At 71.1% G+C, this 19,270-nt stretch carries 20 protein-coding genes; 12 read left to right on the top strand and 8 right to left on the bottom strand.

Annotated features, from left to right (window positions below):
- Window positions 1-12 precede the first annotated feature (12 nt).
- Complete coding sequence (locus AC1VNH_RS12770; RefSeq protein WP_483111776.1) at window positions 13-1,596, top strand: D-alanyl-D-alanine carboxypeptidase family protein; 1,584 nt, start codon at window positions 13-15, stop codon at window positions 1,594-1,596.
- Between the two features lie 19 nt (window positions 1,597-1,615).
- Here AC1VNH_RS12770 and AC1VNH_RS12765 read toward each other — a convergent pair whose 3' ends face one another.
- From AC1VNH_RS12765 to AC1VNH_RS12740, 6 genes are all read right to left on the bottom strand, one after another.
- Window positions 1,616-1,993 (bottom strand): TIGR03618 family F420-dependent PPOX class oxidoreductase, encoded by a 378-nt coding sequence (locus AC1VNH_RS12765; protein WP_483111775.1) that lies wholly within the window; start codon window positions 1,991-1,993, stop codon window positions 1,616-1,618.
- 34 nt (window positions 1,994-2,027) lie between these two features.
- Window positions 2,028-3,335, bottom strand: coding sequence for an SLC13 family permease (locus AC1VNH_RS12760; RefSeq protein WP_483111773.1), 1,308 nt, complete (start codon window positions 3,333-3,335; stop codon window positions 2,028-2,030).
- A gap of 51 nt (window positions 3,336-3,386) precedes the next feature.
- The gene (locus AC1VNH_RS12755) at window positions 3,387-4,313 is read right to left on the bottom strand and encodes a J domain-containing protein (RefSeq protein ID WP_137418828.1); all 927 of its coding nucleotides are present in this window, start codon (window positions 4,311-4,313) and stop codon (window positions 3,387-3,389) included.
- Window positions 4,314-4,384: 71 nt separating this feature from the next.
- Complete coding sequence (locus AC1VNH_RS12750; RefSeq protein WP_483111772.1) at window positions 4,385-4,903, bottom strand: hypothetical protein; 519 nt, start codon at window positions 4,901-4,903, stop codon at window positions 4,385-4,387.
- Entirely contained in the window at window positions 4,900-5,724 is an 825-nt protein-coding gene (locus tag AC1VNH_RS12745; protein ID WP_483111771.1) for an LssY C-terminal domain-containing protein, read from the bottom strand. Before AC1VNH_RS12745 ends, AC1VNH_RS12750 begins: the two co-directional genes overlap by 4 nt.
- A gap of 2 nt (window positions 5,725-5,726) precedes the next feature.
- Window positions 5,727-6,785, bottom strand: coding sequence for an enoyl-CoA hydratase/isomerase family protein (locus tag AC1VNH_RS12740; RefSeq protein WP_483111769.1), 1,059 nt, complete (start codon window positions 6,783-6,785; stop codon window positions 5,727-5,729).
- A 116-nt stretch (window positions 6,786-6,901) separates the two neighbouring features.
- On the opposite strand from AC1VNH_RS12740, the gene AC1VNH_RS12735 reads away from it, so the two are divergent.
- Complete coding sequence (locus tag AC1VNH_RS12735; protein WP_483111767.1) at window positions 6,902-8,239, top strand: ABC transporter ATP-binding protein; 1,338 nt, start codon at window positions 6,902-6,904, stop codon at window positions 8,237-8,239.
- The gene (locus AC1VNH_RS12730) at window positions 8,236-9,066 is read left to right on the top strand and encodes an ABC transporter permease (RefSeq protein ID WP_483111765.1); all 831 of its coding nucleotides are present in this window, start codon (window positions 8,236-8,238) and stop codon (window positions 9,064-9,066) included. The genes AC1VNH_RS12735 and AC1VNH_RS12730 overlap by 4 nt, the downstream gene beginning before the upstream one ends.
- A 153-nt stretch (window positions 9,067-9,219) precedes the next feature.
- Here AC1VNH_RS12730 and AC1VNH_RS12725 read toward each other — a convergent pair whose 3' ends face one another.
- On the bottom strand, window positions 9,220-9,612 hold the full coding sequence (locus tag AC1VNH_RS12725) for a hypothetical protein (protein ID WP_234073793.1): 393 nt from the start codon (window positions 9,610-9,612) through the stop codon (window positions 9,220-9,222).
- Between the two features lie 114 nt (window positions 9,613-9,726).
- On the opposite strand from AC1VNH_RS12725, the gene cofG reads away from it, so the two are divergent.
- Genes cofG through AC1VNH_RS12680 form a run of 9 tightly spaced genes read left to right on the top strand, consistent with a single transcriptional unit; the run spans window position 9,727 to window position 17,986 of the window.
- Complete coding sequence (gene cofG / locus AC1VNH_RS12720) at window positions 9,727-12,237, top strand: 7,8-didemethyl-8-hydroxy-5-deazariboflavin synthase CofG (protein ID WP_483111763.1); 2,511 nt, start codon at window positions 9,727-9,729, stop codon at window positions 12,235-12,237.
- Window positions 12,234-13,718 carry a flavin-containing monooxygenase gene (locus tag AC1VNH_RS12715; protein ID WP_483111761.1) on the top strand — a complete coding sequence of 495 codons (1,485 nt, stop codon included), beginning with the start codon at window positions 12,234-12,236 and terminating at the stop codon, window positions 13,716-13,718. Before cofG ends, AC1VNH_RS12715 begins: the two co-directional genes overlap by 4 nt.
- Window positions 13,715-14,725 (top strand): glucose-6-phosphate dehydrogenase (coenzyme-F420), encoded by a 1,011-nt coding sequence (fgd, locus tag AC1VNH_RS12710; protein WP_344230979.1) that lies wholly within the window; start codon window positions 13,715-13,717, stop codon window positions 14,723-14,725. Before AC1VNH_RS12715 ends, fgd begins: the two co-directional genes overlap by 4 nt.
- Complete coding sequence (cofC, locus tag AC1VNH_RS12705) at window positions 14,722-15,345, top strand: 2-phospho-L-lactate guanylyltransferase (protein WP_483111759.1); 624 nt, start codon at window positions 14,722-14,724, stop codon at window positions 15,343-15,345. Before fgd ends, cofC begins: the two co-directional genes overlap by 4 nt.
- 10 nt (window positions 15,346-15,355) lie before the next feature.
- Window positions 15,356-15,760 (top strand): YbaB/EbfC family nucleoid-associated protein, encoded by a 405-nt coding sequence (locus AC1VNH_RS12700; protein ID WP_483111757.1) that lies wholly within the window; start codon window positions 15,356-15,358, stop codon window positions 15,758-15,760.
- Window positions 15,760-16,077, top strand: a complete 318-nt coding sequence (locus AC1VNH_RS12695) for a hypothetical protein (protein WP_483111755.1) — start codon at window positions 15,760-15,762, stop codon at window positions 16,075-16,077. The genes AC1VNH_RS12700 and AC1VNH_RS12695 overlap by 1 nt, the downstream gene beginning before the upstream one ends.
- Window positions 16,031-17,389, top strand: coding sequence for a hypothetical protein (locus tag AC1VNH_RS12690; RefSeq protein ID WP_483111754.1), 1,359 nt, complete (start codon window positions 16,031-16,033; stop codon window positions 17,387-17,389). The genes AC1VNH_RS12695 and AC1VNH_RS12690 overlap by 47 nt, the downstream gene beginning before the upstream one ends.
- Window positions 17,365-17,598, top strand: coding sequence for a hypothetical protein (locus AC1VNH_RS12685; RefSeq protein WP_137418815.1), 234 nt, complete (start codon window positions 17,365-17,367; stop codon window positions 17,596-17,598). The genes AC1VNH_RS12690 and AC1VNH_RS12685 overlap by 25 nt, the downstream gene beginning before the upstream one ends.
- Window positions 17,591-17,986 (top strand): SseB family protein, encoded by a 396-nt coding sequence (locus AC1VNH_RS12680; RefSeq protein ID WP_483111753.1) that lies wholly within the window; start codon window positions 17,591-17,593, stop codon window positions 17,984-17,986. Before AC1VNH_RS12685 ends, AC1VNH_RS12680 begins: the two co-directional genes overlap by 8 nt.
- Window positions 17,987-18,016: 30 nt before the next feature.
- Here the strand turns inward: AC1VNH_RS12680 and AC1VNH_RS12675 are convergent, their stop codons facing one another.
- Window positions 18,017-19,231, bottom strand: coding sequence for a S8 family peptidase (locus AC1VNH_RS12675; protein WP_483111752.1), 1,215 nt, complete (start codon window positions 19,229-19,231; stop codon window positions 18,017-18,019).
- Between the last annotated feature and the right edge of the window lie 39 nt (window positions 19,232-19,270).

Below are 19,270 nucleotides of genomic sequence, written 5' to 3'. Positions count from 1 at the left end.
TACCGTAGGCGAGTGACCGTGACTGGCCCGACCCCGCCCACTCGGCGTTCGCTGCGCCACGGCGGACGCGCCGAGCCGACCGTCGACGAGGCGCCGCTGCCGCCCGACGACCTCCAGATCGACGTGCCGCGCGTGCCGGCGGATGCGGCATCCACTCCGGCGATGATCGCGGCCGCGAGCTTCGACGACACATCGGAGCACACCTTCTCTCCCGCGCAGGATGCGACCGCGTCGGTGCCGGTCGTGGTGCCGCCGGTGACCACGGCCCTGAGCTGGGTCGATGAGACCACCGTCACCCACGCGTCCCGGGCGGTTCCGCAGCTCGAGGCCGCGGGCGCCGCATCGTTCACCCCCGTCGCCGCAGACCTGCTCGCCCGCGCCCCGCGCCGCACCCCGTGGCGTCCCGGGGTGCTCGTTCCGATCGGGCTGATCGTCGCCGTGATCGCGGCGTACTGCGGCACCACGCTCCTCTGGCCGCTGCATGCGATCGCCCCCACCGTGCAGGCGTCCGTCGTCGAGCCCACCCCCGCGGCAGCGGCCATCGGAGCCTGGCCGGGCGAGGGCAGCGCCGCCGTCGTGGTCGACGGCGTGGGCTCGGCCATCGCGTCCAGCGCCGATGCCCGGTCGATCGCGAGCATCACCAAGGTCGTGACGGCGATGGTCGTCCTCGACCAGATGCCCCTTGCGGCAGGCGAGCAAGGCAGGGAGTTCGCCTTCAGCGCCGCGGACGAGCGCGAATACTGGTCGTACCGCCGCAACGGCGAATCGGCGCTGGATGTTCCTGTCGGGGGAACGCTCAGCGAGTACCAGATGCTGCAGGGCATGCTCATGGGCTCCGCGAACAACTACGCCGACCGTCTCGCCGACACCATCTGGCCCAACAACGCCGTCTATGCGCGGGCGGCCAACGACTGGCTCGCCGCCCACGGCCTGGCGGGCATCACGATCGCCGGCCCCGCCGGCATCGAGGCCGAGAACACGGCGACCCCCGAGGCGCTCCTGGAGGTCGCCAAGCGCGCGTTGGCAGACCCGGTCATCGCCGAGATCGTGCGCACGCCCTCCGTCGAGCTTCCGGGCGCGGGTCTCGTCGAGAACACGAACAACCTGCTCGCGGACCCCGGCGTCGTCGGCCTCAAGACGGGCACCCTCGACTCCTACAACCTGCTCGCCGCGAAGGACGTCACGATCGGCGACACCACCGTGCGCATCTACGCCGCGACGCTCGGACAGCCCGACGTCGAGACGCGGGATGCGGTCACGCGCGCCCTGTTCGCCCAGGTCGAGCAGGAGCTGCAGCCGGGGCCCTCGGTTGCGGCCGGCACGACGGTCGGACGGGTGGAGACGCGGTGGGGCACGACCGTTCCGATCGTGACCGCGGCCGATGCCGATGTGGTGCTCTGGAACGGCTCCGCGGCGTCGGTGGCGACCTCGTTCGACCTCGGCGACGCGCGTGAGCAGGGCGAGGTCGTCGGCTCTCTCATCGCGACCGGCCCGAAGAACGCGTCGACCGTGGACGTCGTGCTCGACGGCGAGGTGGACGGCCCCAGCCCCTGGTGGCGTCTGACGCACCCGCTCGAGCTGTTCGGCCTGGTCTGAGCGATCCCGTCGACGCCGGTCAGGCGCGGAAGTCGGGAGAGCCGAGCACGCGCTCGACCGTGATCTCCAGCACGACCCGGTCCGGGTTCGGACGCGGCTCGCGGTAGCGCCGGGTGTAGAGCTCGACGGCGTGGGCGACCGCATCCGCATCCTCGACGACGCGCGCCGCCCCCTCGAAGCTGAGCCAGCGCGGACCGTCGACGGTGTTGACGCTCGCACGGCCCGCGCGCTCGGCGTTGAGGAACTTCTGGCTGCCGCGCGAACCGATCACCCGCACGACGCCGTCCTCGTACGTGATGCCGACCGGCACCGAGTGGATGCGGTTGTGCCGGCCCAGCGTGGACAGCGTGGCGAGGTGGTACTCGGACAGGAACGCGCGCGCGGCATCGGTGATCACCGCATCAGCCTGACAGAGGCCGATGGGCGTCGGCTCAGAAACGCCAGATGAGCGGCACGTAGAACACGGCCGCGGCGAGGAAGAGAAGGGCGAGCGGGAGTCCGAGGCGCCAGTAGTCGCCGAAGCGGTATCCGCCCGGGCTCAGCACCATGAGGTTCGCCGGGGTCGCGACGGGCGTCAGGAAGGAGGCTGCGCCGGCGACGGTCAGCGCCATGAGGAAGGTGATGGGGCTGACCCCGAGGTTCACCGCGATCGCCGTGGCGACGGGCGCGACGATCAGCACCGTCGCGACGTTCGAGATGAACTGACCGAGCACAACCGTCACGACGCAGACCGCGAGCAGCGCGAGGTGCGGATCGGCCGAGCCCACGACGCGGAGAACACCGTCGGCCACGACCTCCGCCGCGCCCGTCTGCAGGAAGGCGGCCGAGAGCGGGATCATGCCGGCGATGAGCACGAGCGTCGTCCACGAGATGTCCTGATACAGGGCCGGCAGCGTGACGACGCGGGTGAGGACGAGGGCCCCGGCCGCCACCAGGCCCGCCACCGCCGGCGGCGCGATCCCCGTCGCGAGCAGCACGACCATGACGCCGGTGATGACGAGCGTGCGCCGGGCTCCGCGCCGCATCGCCGTGCGCACGGTCCGCACGGCGCCCGTGCGCACGGTCTCGGGAACCAGCGACAGTGTCTCCGCCTCACGCGGCCCGGGTGCGGGCTCCGCGAGGGCGTCGGGTCGGGAGGGCAGCAGACGGTCCCCGAACAGGATGATGACGGCGAGGGCGCCGCCCAGCAGGGGGAGCCCGACGAGCGCGAACTCGGCGAAGCCGAACCCTCGGCCGGTCTCTGCCTCGGCGAGCTCGGAGACGACGACGTTCACCGGTGTGCCCGTAAGCGTGAGCAACGAGGCAGCCGACGCGAGGAACGCCAGCGGGATCATGACCTTCGACGCGGGGATGCGGGCGCGTCGCGCGATGACGGCGGCCACCGGCACGAGGGCGGCCACCGCGCCGTTGATGCTGAGGAAGGCGGTCAGCACCGCCACGAGCGCACCGAGTGCGGCGATGACCGGGCCTCGGCGATGGCCGGCGTGCGCGACGATCAGGCCCCCGAGCCAGCGGGTGATGCCGCTTCGTTCGAGCGCGCTGGCCACGACGAACAGGCTGGCGATGAACAGCACCGTAGGGTCGCCGAACCCGGCGAGCGCTTCGGGGAGAGTGAGCACGCCTGTCGCCCACAGGGCGAGGGCGACGCCGATCGCCACGACCTCCAGCGGCACTCGACCCGAGAGGAACGCGAGCACCGCCAGCCCCAGGATGAGGAAGGTCGCGGCGATCGGGTCCATACCTCCACGCTAGCGGCGGGCTGTTCGCCGCATCCGGTGCGAGCCGTGCGCTCAGACGAAGCGCACGGTGGCGTCGAGGCGCGTGCGCACGTCGAAGACCTCGTTGCCGCCGATGTCGCGCGCGCCCGTTACGCCGCGACGCAGCACGGTGGCCAGCGCCGAGCGACCTGCGACGACGACGGGCGTGCCGCGCACGGTGCCGAGCTCGGTGATCTGCTGGGCGAGGTCGTTGTCGGGCAGCACGACGATGGCGCCGCTGAAGCGCACCCGCGCGGCACGGGCGACGACCCGCATCCGCGACAGCAGATCGCTGACGGGAGCGCCGACGACCGCGGGGCCGATGATCTCGCCGCGGCGGAAGCCGACCGGGCCGCCGAAGTCCTCCGAGAGCACGCCGTACAGACCGCTCGGGCCGAGCACGATGTGGTCGAGCTTCTCGTCGAGATCGCCGCTGCGGCCGGATGCGGCGACGTCGTGCCAGACGCTGTAGCCCATGCCGAGGTCGGCGACGATGCGGGCGGTCGCCTCCTCGGCGAGCGCGTCGGCCAGAAGGCGCCGGATCTCGCGCGGCGCCGAGCGCACCAGCTGCGCGTCGTAGGGATCGGGCACCTCCGCGCCGCGCCCCACCCACTCGCGGATGAGGGTCAGGTAGCGCTCGCGCCGCCAGCCACCCGGCTGGCCGGCCGATCGGGCGCGCGGACGCGTGTCCTGCCGCGCGCGCGGCGGGGTCCACGCGCCCTCCGCCTCGGGCGCGGCGCTCACCGCACCCCGGCCGCGATCGTAGGCCGCTCTCGCCTCGGGCGTGCCCACGAGCTCCCACGCGCGCTGCACCTCGACGAAGCGCACGGCGTCGCCGCCGGTGTCGGGGTGCGTCTCGCGCAACCGCACCCGGAAGGCACGGCGCAGCGTCTCGTCATCGGCATCGGCCGCGACCTGGAGGATGTCGTACGCGGATGCGGAGAGGGGACTGTCGAACACGCCGCCTCGCTTTCACCTGCCGCACGGCAGCGTCCAGGCTACCGGCCCGCGGCTGTTCGGGCGCCGTGAGCTCAGCGGCGTTCGTTGCGCCGCGCGTATGCCGCCGCCTTGCGGCTGGACAGCGCGAGCAACACGAGGATGTCGAGGCCGAGGTTCAACAGGGTGCCGCTGATGCGGATGTCCTGCCCCTGCACCCACCAGGTGGAGAAGGCGAAGCTGATCGACAGCACGGAGAGGACGAGCACGGTGACCCGCGAGCGGTTTCCCCCGCGCAGGACGAAGATCGCCATGACGGTGTCGAAGAGCAGGACGCCGCCGCCGACGGCCCACACGAACCCGAGTCCGAGGGCCCGCTCCTCTTCACTCAGGGGCACGCCGTCGATCACGAGCGACGCGTCGTGCACGATGTGACGCCACTCGAGGCTGATCGACAGCAGCCAGAACACGCCCGCGAGCACGCGCAGCAGCACCAGGAGCCCGCCGGCGACGGTCGCCGCGGGCCGCGGCATGTGCGGGTCGTATGCCAGCGGGCGCGCGAGACGCACCGGCGACTCGAACGCTGCGCGTTTGCGGGGAAGCTTCTCGCTCACGCCGTCACCCCCCGTACGTCCACGATCGGCAGATCGCCGTCGGTGCGGATGCTGTCGCCGCCGCCGTTGCGGGCGTGATAGCCGGTGGAGAAGTCAGCGATCACGTCGACGCTCACCCGAGGCTCCGCCGCGGTCACCGTCTGCACGATGTGGTCGCGCTCGATGTCGGTGTCGGCATCGATCCGATGCGTCACCTGCAGTGTGAACAGCGACAGTCCGACGGCGGTGTCGAAGGTGCCGGCGGCGAGCCAGTCCACGCGGCGTCCGCCCGGCAGCAGCCAGTCGTCCGGGCAGCGCCAGAAGCGCACGTGGTGCCGCTGCGCGGGGTTGCCGTCCACCTCCTGCTGGTAGGCGAAGTCCTGCTGCCTGGAGAACAGGAACAGCGGACTGACGGGGGCCTCGTCGTAGCTGCGTCTGGTCAGCGTCGACGTGATGATGCGCCAGGACGAGGCGAGGGTCACCGGATCGGCCTTCGTCCAGCCGGCGCGGCGCAGCACCTCCTCGATCTGCTCGTCACTGCCCATGAACGCGAGGTTCACCGGGTCGCCGAGCAGTCCGTCGCTCGTGCGCGTGCGACCGATGAAGTAGTCGGGCACGTAGATCATCGTCAGGATGCGGTGCAGCCGCGGCAGCACCAGGTAGGCCAGCAGCACCCAGAACGCGATGGCGAGCGGAATGCCCCACCATCCGACGCGGAAGGTCTCGGTGAAACTGAGATACGCGAGCCAGATGGAGGCGAGGCCGGCGAAGACGAAGAAGAAGCCGTCGAGCGCGACGCCGATCGAGTAGGCCCGACGCTTCCGCTTCTCCCCCGCAGTCATGATCAACCCCAGAGCGCCCGCGGAGGTCGGAAGGCGAAGGCCTGGTCGACGATCGCGGGGTCGAGCTCGTCGAGCGCGGCGGGATGCCAGCGCGGGGACCGGTCCTTGTCCACGAGCTGCGCGCGGATGCCCTCGACGAGGTCGGGCTGGGTGAGGGCGAACCACATCACGAGCCCGTACTCCTGCTCCAGCACCTCGCGCAGCGACCGCCTGCGCCGCGCGCGACGCACGGCCTCGAGCGTCACGGTCAGCGCGGTGGGCGAGAGCGCGGCGATCAGTTCGGCGGCGGCGGCCGCATCCGGCTCGGGATGCGCGCGCAGCCGCGCGAGGATCTCGCTGACCGAATCGGCGGCGAACGCGTCGTCGATCCACGCTCTCGCCGTCTCGAGGCGCGAGGTATCGGGCGTCTCGTCGAACAGGAGCACGAGTTCGGCCGGCCCCTGCGGATCCGCGCGGGTCTCGAGTGCGTCACGGAAGGCGTCGATGCGGTCCGAGGGAACGAGGTGGTCGGCGAAGCCGGCGTAGATCGCGTCGGCCGCATCCATCGTGCCGCCGGTGAGCGCGAGGTACTCGCCGATGCGCCCGGGCGCGTGGGCGAGCAGCCACGTGCCGCCGACGTCGGGGGTGAAGCCGATGCGAGTCTCGGGCATCGCCAGCTGCGAACGCTCGGTGACCACGCGGTGCCCGGCGTGCGAGGCGAGCCCCACGCCGCCGCCCATGGTGATCCCGTCGGCGATCGTCACGACCGGCTTCGGATACTCGGCGAGGCGGGCGTTCAGCGCGTACTCCGCGAGGAAGAAGTCGGCGGTGCGCTCCGCGTCGGAGCTCATCGCCTGCTCACGCAAGAGACGTACGTCGCCGCCCGCGCAGAAGCCGCGATCGCCCGCACCGTCGAGCAGCACGACCTCGACATCGGCGTCGTGCTCCCACGCATCCAGGGCCCCGGCGAGCCGGCGCACCATACCGATGTCGACCGCGTTGAGCGCGCGCGGACGGTTGAGCGTCAACCGCCCCACCCCCTGATCCGACCGCACCAGCACCGTCGCATCCGCACCGCTCATGCCCGCCACGTTAGCGCCGCCGGCGCGCCCTGACAGGGATCAATGAGAGTCGATCCCCGTTTTTCCGCGTATTTCCGCCAGAATGGAGAAACGTTCTGACCTTGACGGAGGTTCCCATGCCCGACGGCCAGATCCTGGAGTTCTCCGAGGTCACCAAGAGATTCGGCGCGATCGACGCCGTCTCCCGATTGAGCGCGCGCATCGAGCCCGGCCTCGTGACCGGATTCCTCGGCCCGAACGGCGCCGGCAAGACCACCTCGCTGCGCATGCTGCTGGGGCTGGTTCGGCCCACCTCCGGCACAACGACGATCGGAGGCTCGCACTACAGCGAGCTGCGTCACCCGCTGCGCACGGTCGGCGCGGCGCTCGAAGCCTCGAGCTTCCACCCCGGCCGCAGCGGCGCCAACCACCTCAAGGTCTACGCGCAGGCGGCGGGGCTGCCGACCAGCCGCATCGACGAGACGCTCGCTCTCGTCGGCCTCTCGGATGCGGCCGGCCGCAAGGTCGGCGGCTACTCCCTGGGCATGCGGCAGCGGCTGGGGCTCGCCACGGCGCTGCTCGGCGACCCGGGCATCCTGGTGCTCGACGAGCCCTCCAACGGCCTCGACCCCGAGGGCATCAAGTGGATGCGGATGCTGCTGCGCGCCTTTGCCAACGAAGGCCGCACGGTGCTCGTCTCCTCGCACCTGCTCATGGAGATCCAGCAGACCGCGGATCGCCTGCTCATCCTCGCCCGCGGACGACTCGTGTTCGACGGCGGCATCGAAGACCTCGCCGACCCCGACGAGTACGCGACGGTCGTCGATGCCCCCGATCGCGCCGCCCTCGAGGCCGCGCTCACCGCGGCGGGACACTCGTTCGAGGTGCTGCGTTCGGGACTCACGGTACGCGGAGCGGAGCCCGTGGAGGTCGGCGCGCTCGCGGCCGCATCCGGCATCGCCCTGTCGGGCCTGCAGCGCCGCGGCCCCGAGCTCGAGGAGATCTTCCTCGCCCTCGTCGACGGCACGCGGGTGCACCCGCCGGTGAGCGAGGTCTCGGCCATCCCCGCGGTCGACGAAGAGGCCCCGCTCGCGCCGGAGAACGACCCCGCCCCGGAGACGTCGGAGATCGCCGAGGCGCCGGATGTGGAGGTGCCGCTGGACACGCCCGTCCCCGAGGGTGCCGCCGAGGCCGCTCGCGAGGATGCCGCCGCTGCCTCCGAGACCGTCCCCGCGGATCGGACTGCGCCGGTCGACGAACCCGCGGCGCTGAGCAAGCAGCAGGGGGCTGCCGCCGATGGCCTCCCGCCCGCCGTCGAGAGCGCACAAGCTCCCGCATCCGACGTCGAGCCGGTGGAAGGCGGGGCATCGGACGCGGATCCCGCCCCGACCGAGGCCATCCAGATCACCGAGCCGATGGATGAGGCCGAGCCGCATCCCGAAGCCGACGACCACGAGGAAGGGGGCCGCGCATGAGCCTCGTGAACGTCACCCGCTCCGAGCTGACCAAGCAGTTCACCACCTCGATCTGGTGGATCCTCGGCATCGTCCTCGCCGGATACGTCGGATTCACCGCGGCGGGCTTGACCGTGGTGTTCGCGCTGGCCGCGAGCGGCGCGCTGCCCTCGAGCGGCGGCGGCCTCACGGCAACGGGAGTGCCGGGCGATGTCAGCGCCCTGATCTACAGCCTCGCCGCATCCGTCGGTTATGTGTTCCCGCTGCTGATCGGCACACTCCTGGTCACCGGCGAGTTCCGCCACAACACGCTCACCCCGACGTTCCTCACCACTCCGAAGCGCGGGCGGGTGCTCACCGCGAAGGTCCTGGCCGGCGCCGTGATGGGCCTGGTCTACGCCGCCCTGGCGCTGATCGTCACCGTCGGCCCCGCCGCCGGCATCCTGGCCGGGTTCGGGCAACACACGGGCCTCGATTCCTCCGACACGTGGGCGATGTTGGGACGCATCGTGATCGCGTTCGTGCTGTGGGTCGTGGTGGGCATCGGCGTGGGTCTCGTGGTGCGCAATCAGGTCGCGGCGATCGTGATCGTGCTCGCGTTCACGCAGTTCGTCGAGCCCCTGCTGCGCTTCGGCGGCTCCTTCGTCTCGGGGCTGAGCGACGTCGCCCGGTTCCTGCCAGGCGCCGCGAGCGACACCCTCGTCGGCGCGAGCCTGTTCTCGGTCAGCGCGGGAGGGGATGCGGGCCAGCCGCTCGAGTGGTGGGTCGGCGGCCTCGTGCTGCTCGCCTACGGCCTGTTGTTCACCGTGCTCGGCTACCTCTCGAGCTGGCGCCGCGACGTCGGCTGACCCGCGCCTGCGGGCGGTCCCGCACCCGCCCGCCCTGACCTCGCCGAGTGAGCATTCGTTCATCGAGTGAGCACCCCATTGAGTGCTCGTTGGGCGCACGGATGCTCGCTCGGCGGCTGCGGGGGCTCCCGCGGAGACTGCCGAGCCGCGTGCTCAGCTGGAGGCGAGCTCGACGACGTCGGTCGGGTCGTCGCCCGCGTCGACGCGGAGCGCGCGCACGAGGGCCTCGCCGTGCCGGGTGCCGAGCACCAGCCGCTGGAACTCGGTGTCGCCCTCGAGGTCGATGACCACACCGGGGCGATTCTTGCGGATGACGGCGAAGTCCTTGCCGCCGGCGTAACGCCAGGTGCCGATCGCGAGGGTCGCGGGAATGAAGGTTCCGGGCGAACGGACACCGCGCAGCCATGTCCACGGGTCGTCGGTCAGCTGCACCCGCGAGATCGCGGCGCGGTCGAGCGTCACATTCCGCTTGCGGAATGCCAGCGCCTTCTCGGCGCCCGACAGCACGATCTCGAGGTGTCCCGAGTCGAGCATGAGCGTCACCATGATCCAAGTCTGCCAGCGACGCCTAGCCGGCGGCAGCGAATTTGCTCACAGACGGACAACGATCCGCCGGCCTCATGCGACCCCGACCCCGCACGGCGGTGGAAGACTGTAGCGGTGCCCACGCCTCGTACCGACCTCCGGTCAGATGTGGGGCCTGAGACGGCTCCCGTGCTCGTCGCCCACGTGATCGACCGCGCCCGAGCCGGCGCGCGACTGAGCGTGAACGAGGTGCTCGCCCTCGTCACCGCGGACGGCGCCGACCGCGAGCTCCTGTTCGCCGCCGCATCCGCACTGCGCGACGAGGGCCTCGCTCTCGCGGGACGCCCCGGCGTCATCACCTACTCGCGCAAGGTGTTCGTGCCGCTGACGACCCTGTGCCGCGATCGGTGCCATTACTGCATCTTCGTCGACACTCCGGGCCAGCTGCTGAAGAAGAACAAGCCCGCCTACATGTCGCCGGAGCAGGTGCTGCAGGTCGTGCGCCAGGGCGCGGCGCTCGGATGCAAAGAGGTGCTGTTGACCCTCGGCGACCGCCCCGAGGATCGCTGGCCGGAGGCGCGCGCCTGGCTCGACGAGCACGGATACTCGTCGACACTCGACTACGTGGCCGCGATCGCCCGCCTCGTCACGGCCGAGACCGGGCTGCTCGCGCATCTGAACCCGGGCGTCATGCACGCGCACGAGCTCGAGGAGCTCCGCCCGGTGGCGCCCTCGATGGGCATGATGCTCGAGACGACCTCGCGCGCCCTCTTCGAGACGCCGGGCCAGCCGCACTTCGGCTCCCCCGACAAGGATCCCGCGCTCCGGTTGCAGGTGATCGAGGATGCGGGAGCCGCCCGCATCCCGTTCACGACCGGCATCCTGGTCGGCATCGGCGAGACTCCGCTCGACCGGGCGGAGTCTCTCATCGCGCTGCGCGATGCCGAAGAGCGGCACGGCCACATCCAGGAAGTGATCGTGCAGAATTTCCGGGCGAAGCCGCGCACCGCGATGCAGGACGCCCCGGATGCGGACCTGCTGGAGTACGCGACGGTCGTCGCCGCCGCGCGGCTCGTGATGGGCGCGCGGATGCGGATCCAGGTGCCGCCGAACCTGTCCGACCCGACCGAGTTCGCGCTGCTCGTCGGCGCAGGGATCGACGACTGGGGCGGGGTGTCGCCGCTGACCGCGGACCACGTGAACCCCGAGCGCCCGTGGCCGCACGTCGACGATCTGGCGGCCGCGACCGCATCCCTCGGCTACGTGTTGCGCGAGCGCCTGACCGCTCACCCCGAGTACCTCGCCGACCCCGAGACGTGGCTCGACCCCGCGCTGCACGCGCCGGTCGCTGCCCTCGCCGACCCCGCGACACACCTCGCCCGCGCCGCACTCCCTGTTCAAGGGACCCGAATCGCGGCCCCGGCGGGCTCAGGGCCGCAAGAAGAGTCCCTCGAACAGGGAATGGGCGCCGCATCCCGTGTTCAAGGGACGCGAAACGCGACGCCGAGCGCCCCCGCGCCGCAGAACGGGTCCCTTGAGTACGGGGCGACGGACGGCGCGAGCACGGGCACGGGCGCGGTGCGGGAGCTGGCCGAGCGGGCGGCAGCCGACCCGCTCGCGCTCGACGACGCGGAGTGGCAGCGGCTGCTCGAGGCGACGGGCGGCGAGCTGGATGACCTCGCACGTATCGCCGACGACGTGCGCCGCTACACGGTCGGCGAAGCGATCACGATCGCGGTCAACCGCAACCTCACCTCCACCGGCTTCCGCGCCGCGGGCGCACAGACGCCCGACCAGTTCGACCTCGCGGATGCGGCGGCGATCGCCACGGATGCGTGGGACCTCGGCGCGACAGAGCTCTGCATCCAGGGCCTGATCGAGCCGGATGAAGCGGCGACGGCTTACCTCGACATCGTCCGCGCGGCGCACACGGCCGCTCCCGACATCCACCTGCACGCCTACCGTCCGCAGGACGTGCTGGACCTCGCCACCCGCAACGGCCTCACGCTCGACGAGGCTCTCGCCGCGATGCGGGATGCGGGCGTCGACACCGTTCCCGGCACCGGGGTCAAGGTGCTCTCGGAGCGAGTGCGCGGCCTCATCGCCCCCGGCGACGTCGAGATCGACCGCTGGATCGAGACCATCAGGGCCGCCCACCGCGCCGGATTCCGTTCGACGAGCGTGCTGTTCTACGGCCACGTCGAGACCGCTGCGGAACGCATCGCGCACCTCGGCACCCTCCGCCGGATCCAGTCCGAGACACGCGGGTTCACGGAGTTCGTGCCGATCCCCCTCCCCGGCCCAGCGGGTGGGGTCGGCCTGGTCGCCGGTCGATCCGCGCTCGCCGAGCACCGCGCGATGGCGGCGGTCGCGCGCCTGTTCCTGTCGGGCAGCATCCCTCACATCCAGATCCCGTGGACGCGGCACGGCCTCGAGACGAGCACCGTGCTGCTGCAGGCGGGCGGCGACGACCTCGGCGGCACGCTGCTCGACGGTCGCGTGCGCCCCGAAGCGGGCATCGAGGCGGGCAACGAGCTTCCGCTGACGGATGCGGCGCGGATCGCTCGACGGCTCTTCCGCCCGCTGCGCCAGCGCACCACGGTCTACGGCGAACCTTCCGATGAGCGCAAGGCGGCGGTGCGATGACGCGCGAGGTCGACGTCGCGATCGTCGGCGCGGGCTTCGGCGGGCTCGCGATGGCGTCGGCGCTGCGGCGGTCCGGTCGCGAGTCGTTCGCCGTGCTCGATCGGGGCAGCTCGGTCGGCGGCACCTGGCGCGACAACACGTATCCCGGCGTCGCGTGCGACGTGCCCTCTCACTTGTACGGCCTCGAGAACCACCCGTGGCCCGACTGGTCGGGACTCTTCGCCCGCGGCGACGAGATCCACCGCTACCTGCAGCACATCGCGGAGGCCGAGCATCTCGGCGAGCGCCTGTTGCTGGACACGCCGCTGCAGTCGGCAGCGTGGGACGGCGGCGGCTGGGCCGTCGAGACCGGACGCGGCGAGGATGTGCGCGCCCGCCGCCTCGTGCTGGCGTGCGGGCGACTGACGGAGCCGTCGATCCCCGACATCCCCGGGCTCGAGAGCTTCGAGGGCCCGCTGTTCCACTCCGCGCGCTGGGACCACACCGTCCCGCTCGCCGGGCGGCGCATCGCCGTGGTCGGCACGGGCGCCTCCGCCGTGCAGCTGGTTCCCGCGCTCGTCGCGCAGGGCGCCGAGGTCGTGCTGTTCCAGCGCACGCCCGCCTGGATCGTGCCGCGCGGCGACATGGACTACACGGCCACCGACCGGCGCCGTTTCGCCCAGCATCCGGACGAACTGGCGCAACTGCGCGACGAGCTCTACCGCGAGGGCGAGGAACGCTTCGCCTCGCGCTCCGGAGATGCGGATGCGGCCCGCGCCGCCCGCGCGGTCGCGCTCGCCCATCTGGAAGCCCAGGTGGCGGATCCGGAGCTTCGCCGCGCGCTGACCCCGGACTACGCGTTCGGCTGCAAGCGCGTGCTGCTGTCGGACGAGTTCTACCCGGCCGTCGCGTCGGATGCGGTCGCATTCGAGCCGACGGCGCTCGCGCGCGTGGACGGCGGCGAGCTGGTCGCTGCATCCGGCGCCCGCTACCTGGCCGACATGCTCGTGCTGGCGACCGGCTTCGCCGCGTCCGAGCAGCCCTACGCGCAGCTCGTGACGGGTGAGCAGGGCACGACGCTCGCCGAGCACTGGAACGAGGGGATGACCTCCTACGCCTCCACGGTCGTCGCGGGCTTCCCGAACCTGTTCGTGCTCAACGGCCCCAACGCGTCGCTCGGGCACAACTCGTCGCTGCTGATGCTGGAGGCGCAGGCGGAGTACGTGGCACGCTGTCTCGACCGCGCGGGCGACGATGTTCTGCGTCTCCGCCCGGATGCGGAGATGGCCTACACCGCCCGCATCGATGCGGCGGCCGCATCCCGCCCCTGGCTCACCGGGGGTTGCGACAACTGGTACGTCGACGCACGGTCGGGCAGGCTCACTCTGCTGTGGCCGGACACCGTCGACGCGTTCCGCGCCATGCTGGGTTCCACCGACGGGTCGGAGTTCCTCCCGGCCCCGCTGCACCGCGACGCGTCGCGGGCGAGAGGAGAGTCATGACCGTTCCCCTGCGTCTGGGCTACAAGGCCTCAGCCGAGCAGTTCTCCCCCGATCGACTCGCCGACTTCGCCGTGTTGGCGGAGGAGGTCGGGTTCGACTCGGTCTTCATCTCCGACCACTTCCAGCCGTGGATGCACGAGGGCGGCCACGCCCCGGCGGCGCTCCCGTGGCTCGGCGCCGTGGGGGCGCGCACCTCGCGGGTGCTGCTGGGAACGAGTGTGCTCACGCCCACCTTCCGCTACCATCCGGCCGTTGTGGCGCAGGCGTTCGCGACGCTCGGAGTGATGTTCCCCGGTCGGGTGATCCTGGGCGTCGGCACGGGTGAGGCGCTCAACGAGGTGACCCTCGGCCTCGACTGGCCCGACCCGCCCGAGCGTTTCCAGCGTCTCAAGGAGGCCATCACGCTCATCGAGAAGCTGTGGGCGGGTGAGCGCGTGACCTACGAGGGCACCTTCTGGAGCGTGAGCGACGCCACGGTCTACGACCGCCCGACGACGCCCGTGCCGATCTACATCGGTGCGGCGGGGCCCGCGGCCACGCGTCTGGCCGGGCGCATCGCCGACGGCTTCATCACGACCAGCGGCAAGGATCCGAAACTCTACACCGACACACTTCTTCCCGCTCTCGCCGAGGGCATCGAGAAGGCGGGGCGCTCGAGCGACGATGTCGACACCCTGATCGAGGTCAAGGTGTCTTACGCCGCCGACCGCGAGACCGCGCTCGAGAAGACGCGTTTCTGGGCTCCGCTCGCGCTCAGCGCCGAGGAGAAGATGGGCATCCACGACCCGATCGAGATGCAGCGGCGGGCGGCCGAGCTTCCGATCGAGCGCGCCGCATCCCGCTTCATCGTCTCGACCGATCCCGACGAGCACGTCGAACAGATCGCCCGTTACGTCGACCTCGGCTTCCGGCACCTGGTCTTCCACGATCCGGGCGAGGACCAGGAACAGTTCCTGCGCACCTACGGCGAGGAGATCCTGCCGCGCCTGCGCGCACGCTTCGCGTGAACCTCGACTGGACGGTCGTCGTCCCGCTGAAGGCGGCGGCGTCCGGCAAGTCGAGGCTGGGAGCGAGCGCAGAGCTGGTGCGGGCGATCGGACTCGACACCGTGGCCGCCGCGGCCTCGGTGACGCGGGTGGTCGTCGTGACGGCGGATGCGCAGACGGCAGCGGATGCGGCGGCGATCGGCGGCGTGACGGTGGTGACCGAAGAGGAGCCGCGCGGCCTGAACGCGGCGATCACGCTCGGCATGCCCGCCGCCGACGTTCCCCGTGCGGCGCTTCTCGGAGACCTGCCGGCACTCCGCCCCACCGACCTGCGCAGGGCGCTGGATGCGGCCGCATCCGTCGACCGCGCCGTGGTCCCCGACGCCGAGGGAACCGGCTCGACCCTCGTCACCGCACGGGCGGGGGTGGCGTGGGAAAGCGCGTTCGGCGCGGATTCCATGGCCCGCCATCTGGCGCTCGGATGCGTGCGGCTGGACGTGCCGGAGCACTCGTCGCTGCGCCGCGATGTCGACACGATGGCGCAGCTCGCCGAGGCCGCCGCGCTGGGGCTCGGACCCCGCTCCGTTCGGTTCTCCACAGGTAGCGCCCTTTCGCAGGGAGGCCCTCGCCGAGAGGCGTAACGTGCCAAAGGTGAGCGACGATTTCATGCGGGATGCGGACGCGTCGATCGCCCGTGTCGAGCAGCAGATCGCGGCCGCCCAGGAGCAGGCGAAGCGCGGTCAGCAGTTCCAGCGCGACGTCGCAGATGTGCGCGCCACGGCCAGCTCGCCCCGGCGTGAGCTTCGCGTGACGGTCGACGCCTCGGGCCGCTTGCTCGATGCGGACCTGTCGGATGCGGCGATGGAGCTCTCCCCGCAGGCCCTGTCCCGGTTGCTCGTCGACACTGCCCGCGCCGCACAGCGCCAGGCGGGCGAGCAGGCGGTGCGCATTGCTGCGGAGCTGTTCGGCGAGCAGGCCGGCGCCACCGAACGGCTGCGTGCCGAGATCGCAGACGCCCTGCCGCAGGGCGGCGGCACGGATGTGCGGTGGTCGTGATGGCCGATCGCATCGCACTCGACGGCGACCTGATCGCCGCGCAGGCGTCGCGAGTCGAGCTCGTGGCGTCCGACGTCTCGGTCGCACGGGATGCGGCGGGCTCCACGAACATGGGCGGCGGCGCCTTCGGGGTGCTGTGCTCGTTCCTCGTTCCGCCTGCCCAGATCGCGGCGGCGATGGCGCAGCAGGCCATCGGCTCGGCCGAGCAGATGCTGCGCCGGTCGGCGACGGAGTTGCGCGGTGTCGGCAGCGACATGGCCTCGTTCGAGGATGACGTGGTGCAGGGCATCCACACGCTCGGTCAGGGACTCGGATGAGCACCGCGAACGTGCTGGTGGCGGCGCCCATCGACACGGCGACGCCGTTCAGCGGCGCGGGGCTGCTCGATTCGGGCAGCCAGCTGGTCGCCGCGGTGGACTCCGGCTCCTGGGTCGAGGGGGACTCGCGGGCGTCGGCTTCGCGATCGATGTCGCCGCGACAGCGATCGATCCACTGGGGTCGCTGATCGGGGCGGGTCTTGGCTGGATTATCGACCACCTCGAACCGCTGAAGGGTTGGCTCAACGACTTCGCGGGCAACGCGGGCGAGGTCGCCGCGTTCGCGCAGACCTGGTCGAACATCCAGACCCAGCTCGAGACGTCGGCGCAGGAGCTCGCCCACGTGGTCGGCCAGGTCGACGAGATGGCGGGCGAGGCGATGGAGGCCTACCGCCGCTTCCAGCAGGATGCGGCCAAGCATCTGTCCGGCGCCGCATCCTGGGCCGGGGCGATGTCGACGGGTCTGCAGATGGCGTCGACGATCGTGCAGGTCGCGCACGATCTCGTGCGCGATGTCCTGTCGCAGCTGGCAGGGGCGATCATCTCGTGGGTCGCCGAACTCGTGGTGACCGTGGGGCTCGCGACACCCGTCGTGATCGGCCAGGTCACCACCCGCGTCAGCCAGCTCGCCACGACCGTCGGCGAGACGGTCACGAAGGTGCTGCGCTCGTGCAAGAACCTGGGCAAGCTCCTCGACGACCTCAAGGGTCTGCTGCAGCGTGCCGGCGACCTGTTCAGCAGCGTGCTGAAGGGCGGCGCTTCGGGGCCGTCGGTGCGCGTACCGGACGGCCCCACCATCCATGCCCGCGTCGGCGAACCGCTCTCCCCCGCCGACCTGAAGAGCATGATCGACGAGGGGTATCACACGTCGATCTTCAGCGACAAGGTCGTGCAGCACTACGACCACTCGGCAGCGACGCTCGGCCGGTCGGGTTCGGATGTGTGGGCGATGCCGACGGAGGATGCGGCCAAGATCCACACGCCGGCGCAGGCGGCGCGCGAGACCGGCATGGCGCCGATGGCGCAGGACGCGTACCTCAACGGCGGCGACATCTACGCCGTGCACTTCCCGGTCGACCCCAGCGAGCTGCGCCGCCCGACGGTGGCGGATTCGGGCGGGTGGGAGCACTTCTATCCCGACCCCACGAACACGAGCACCACCTACGGCCACACTGCCGTCAACACGGGCACGGGGGCGTACCTGGTGAACTCCACGCGTGAGACGCTCATCGGCGGCGGCGACGCGATGCGCAGCAATGCTGTGCTGACGAAGCTGGAGAATGGAGCGTGGGTGCTCGTGAGACGGTATTGAGCGCCGCGACGGAGCTCGGATGCCCCGTGTGCCGCGAGGGTGCGTACAGCGGTGGGCAGCCGCGCTTCGTGACGTCGACCTCGCCGGTCGACCTGCTCTATCGTTGCGAGGTGTGCCACACGTGGTGGTTCGACAACAGTCGAGGACTGCGTCCGATGACAGACGAGGAGGCGCGCGAGCGCTTCCCGAACGAGGTGGGCAATGACTGAACCGACCGTCGTCGATCTGGCGATCCTGCAGGCGCGCGAGCAGCGCCTGACGATGCAGACCGTGCTGTGGACGTTCGCCGCCTCGACCGTCTACGTGCCCAGCGGCGGCGACCCCGGTGACGACTTCCGCGGCTTCCAGCCGGTGTACTATCCGGGCGCCTCCGAGCGCGTGCTGGCCGTGTTCACCGACCCCGACCTCGCGAGCGAGCTCGACGCCCTCGCGCCCTGGATGGTGACGTTCACCGGGGCCGACCTCATCCGTCGCATGCCCGCGAGCGAAGGACTCGTCGTGAACGCGGGCTCGAGCGTCGGCTTCGAGCTTCCCGCTGCCGGCCTCGCCGCCTTCCGCCAGGAGTTGGACGGCGCACGGGGTCTCGCCCAGCCCTGACCCGGATGCGGCCCGCTCCGCGGGGAGCCGCTAAGGGTTCGCCTGCCGCGACCGGTTGCTCCGCCGCACCAGAACCACCGTCACGACCACACCCACCACGATCAGTGCGAACACTCCCACCCCGATCCCGATGTTGACAGAGAGGAACGACGCGAAGCCACCGGCATCGGTGCTGGGGGGCTGACCGCCGGAGTCCGCAGCTGCGAGGGCCTGCTCAGCTTCGGCGATCTGTTCAACCGAAGGGAGTTGCAGCACCTTGTCCAGGAGCGGATTCGTGTCGGGATACTGCGAAGGGTCGGCAGCGAGAACGCGTGTCAGCGATGCGGCGCCGTATCCGTATCCGTCGGTCCCGTCGTAGCTGACCGGCTGGTCTCCGCTGCCCGTGTTGTTCACGAGGGCCTGAATGAGCTGATTTCCCGTCGCATCCGGGTACTTCTGCATCGCCGCGGCGAGTATTCCGGCAACCTGCGGAGTGGCGAGCGAAGTTCCGGTTCCCAGGCCCGGCACATCCCACGAGTTGCTGTCACCGAGAGTGGAGATCCCCACTCCCGGCGCGACGACAGTCGTGTCGAGGATGGCGTTCTCGACACCAAGCGCGGCGATAGGAAGATTGCCGTCACGGTCGACGGCACTGACACCGACCACCCCGCTCAACCCGGCGGGAAGGCCGCCCTGTTTGAAGCCGTCGTTAGGGTTTCCGGCGATGAGTGGAGTCCTGCTCGCAACCGCCTGTGCCACCGTCATCAGATCCGGTGTCGTGGCCTGCCCTTGGACGATCGCCGTCATGACGATGTCAGCCCCGTCGTCCAGGGCTCGCTGGAGCATCCAGCCCAGCGGAGTGTGCCCCGAAGCCTCCACCTCCGACGTCGGAGTGCAGTCCCCGAGCGCTCCCACTCCGTAGAACGTCACCGACGCATCCGGCACGATCCCTTTTGTCTGCGCGACGCCGGTGCCGTTGCCGATGAGCATCGCCGTCACCGTCGAACCGTGCTCAGACTCTGCGTTCGCTTCCGCCGTTGACGGCTCGACGCCCTCGCACGCTGCGCCCGGGGCGACGGTCAGGTCCGCGCCCGCGAAATCGCGAAGCTCTGGGTTGATCTGACTGTCGACGACGGCGATCTTCACACCCTCGCCCGTCCAACCCTCTTCGTGTGCGTCTGCCACGTCATAAACGTCGTACCACCACTGCCCGTCATCCGCAGCGGATGCAGGAGTCGCACCCAGCAGCACACCCAGAAGCCCCACCGCGACCACCGCACCAGCACACATCCAACGCTTCGGGGA

The organism is Microbacterium sp. KU4F (assembly GCF_056868075.1).
Note: the sequence above shows the minus strand (reverse complement) of the source record. Positions and strands in the feature narration are given on the sequence as shown.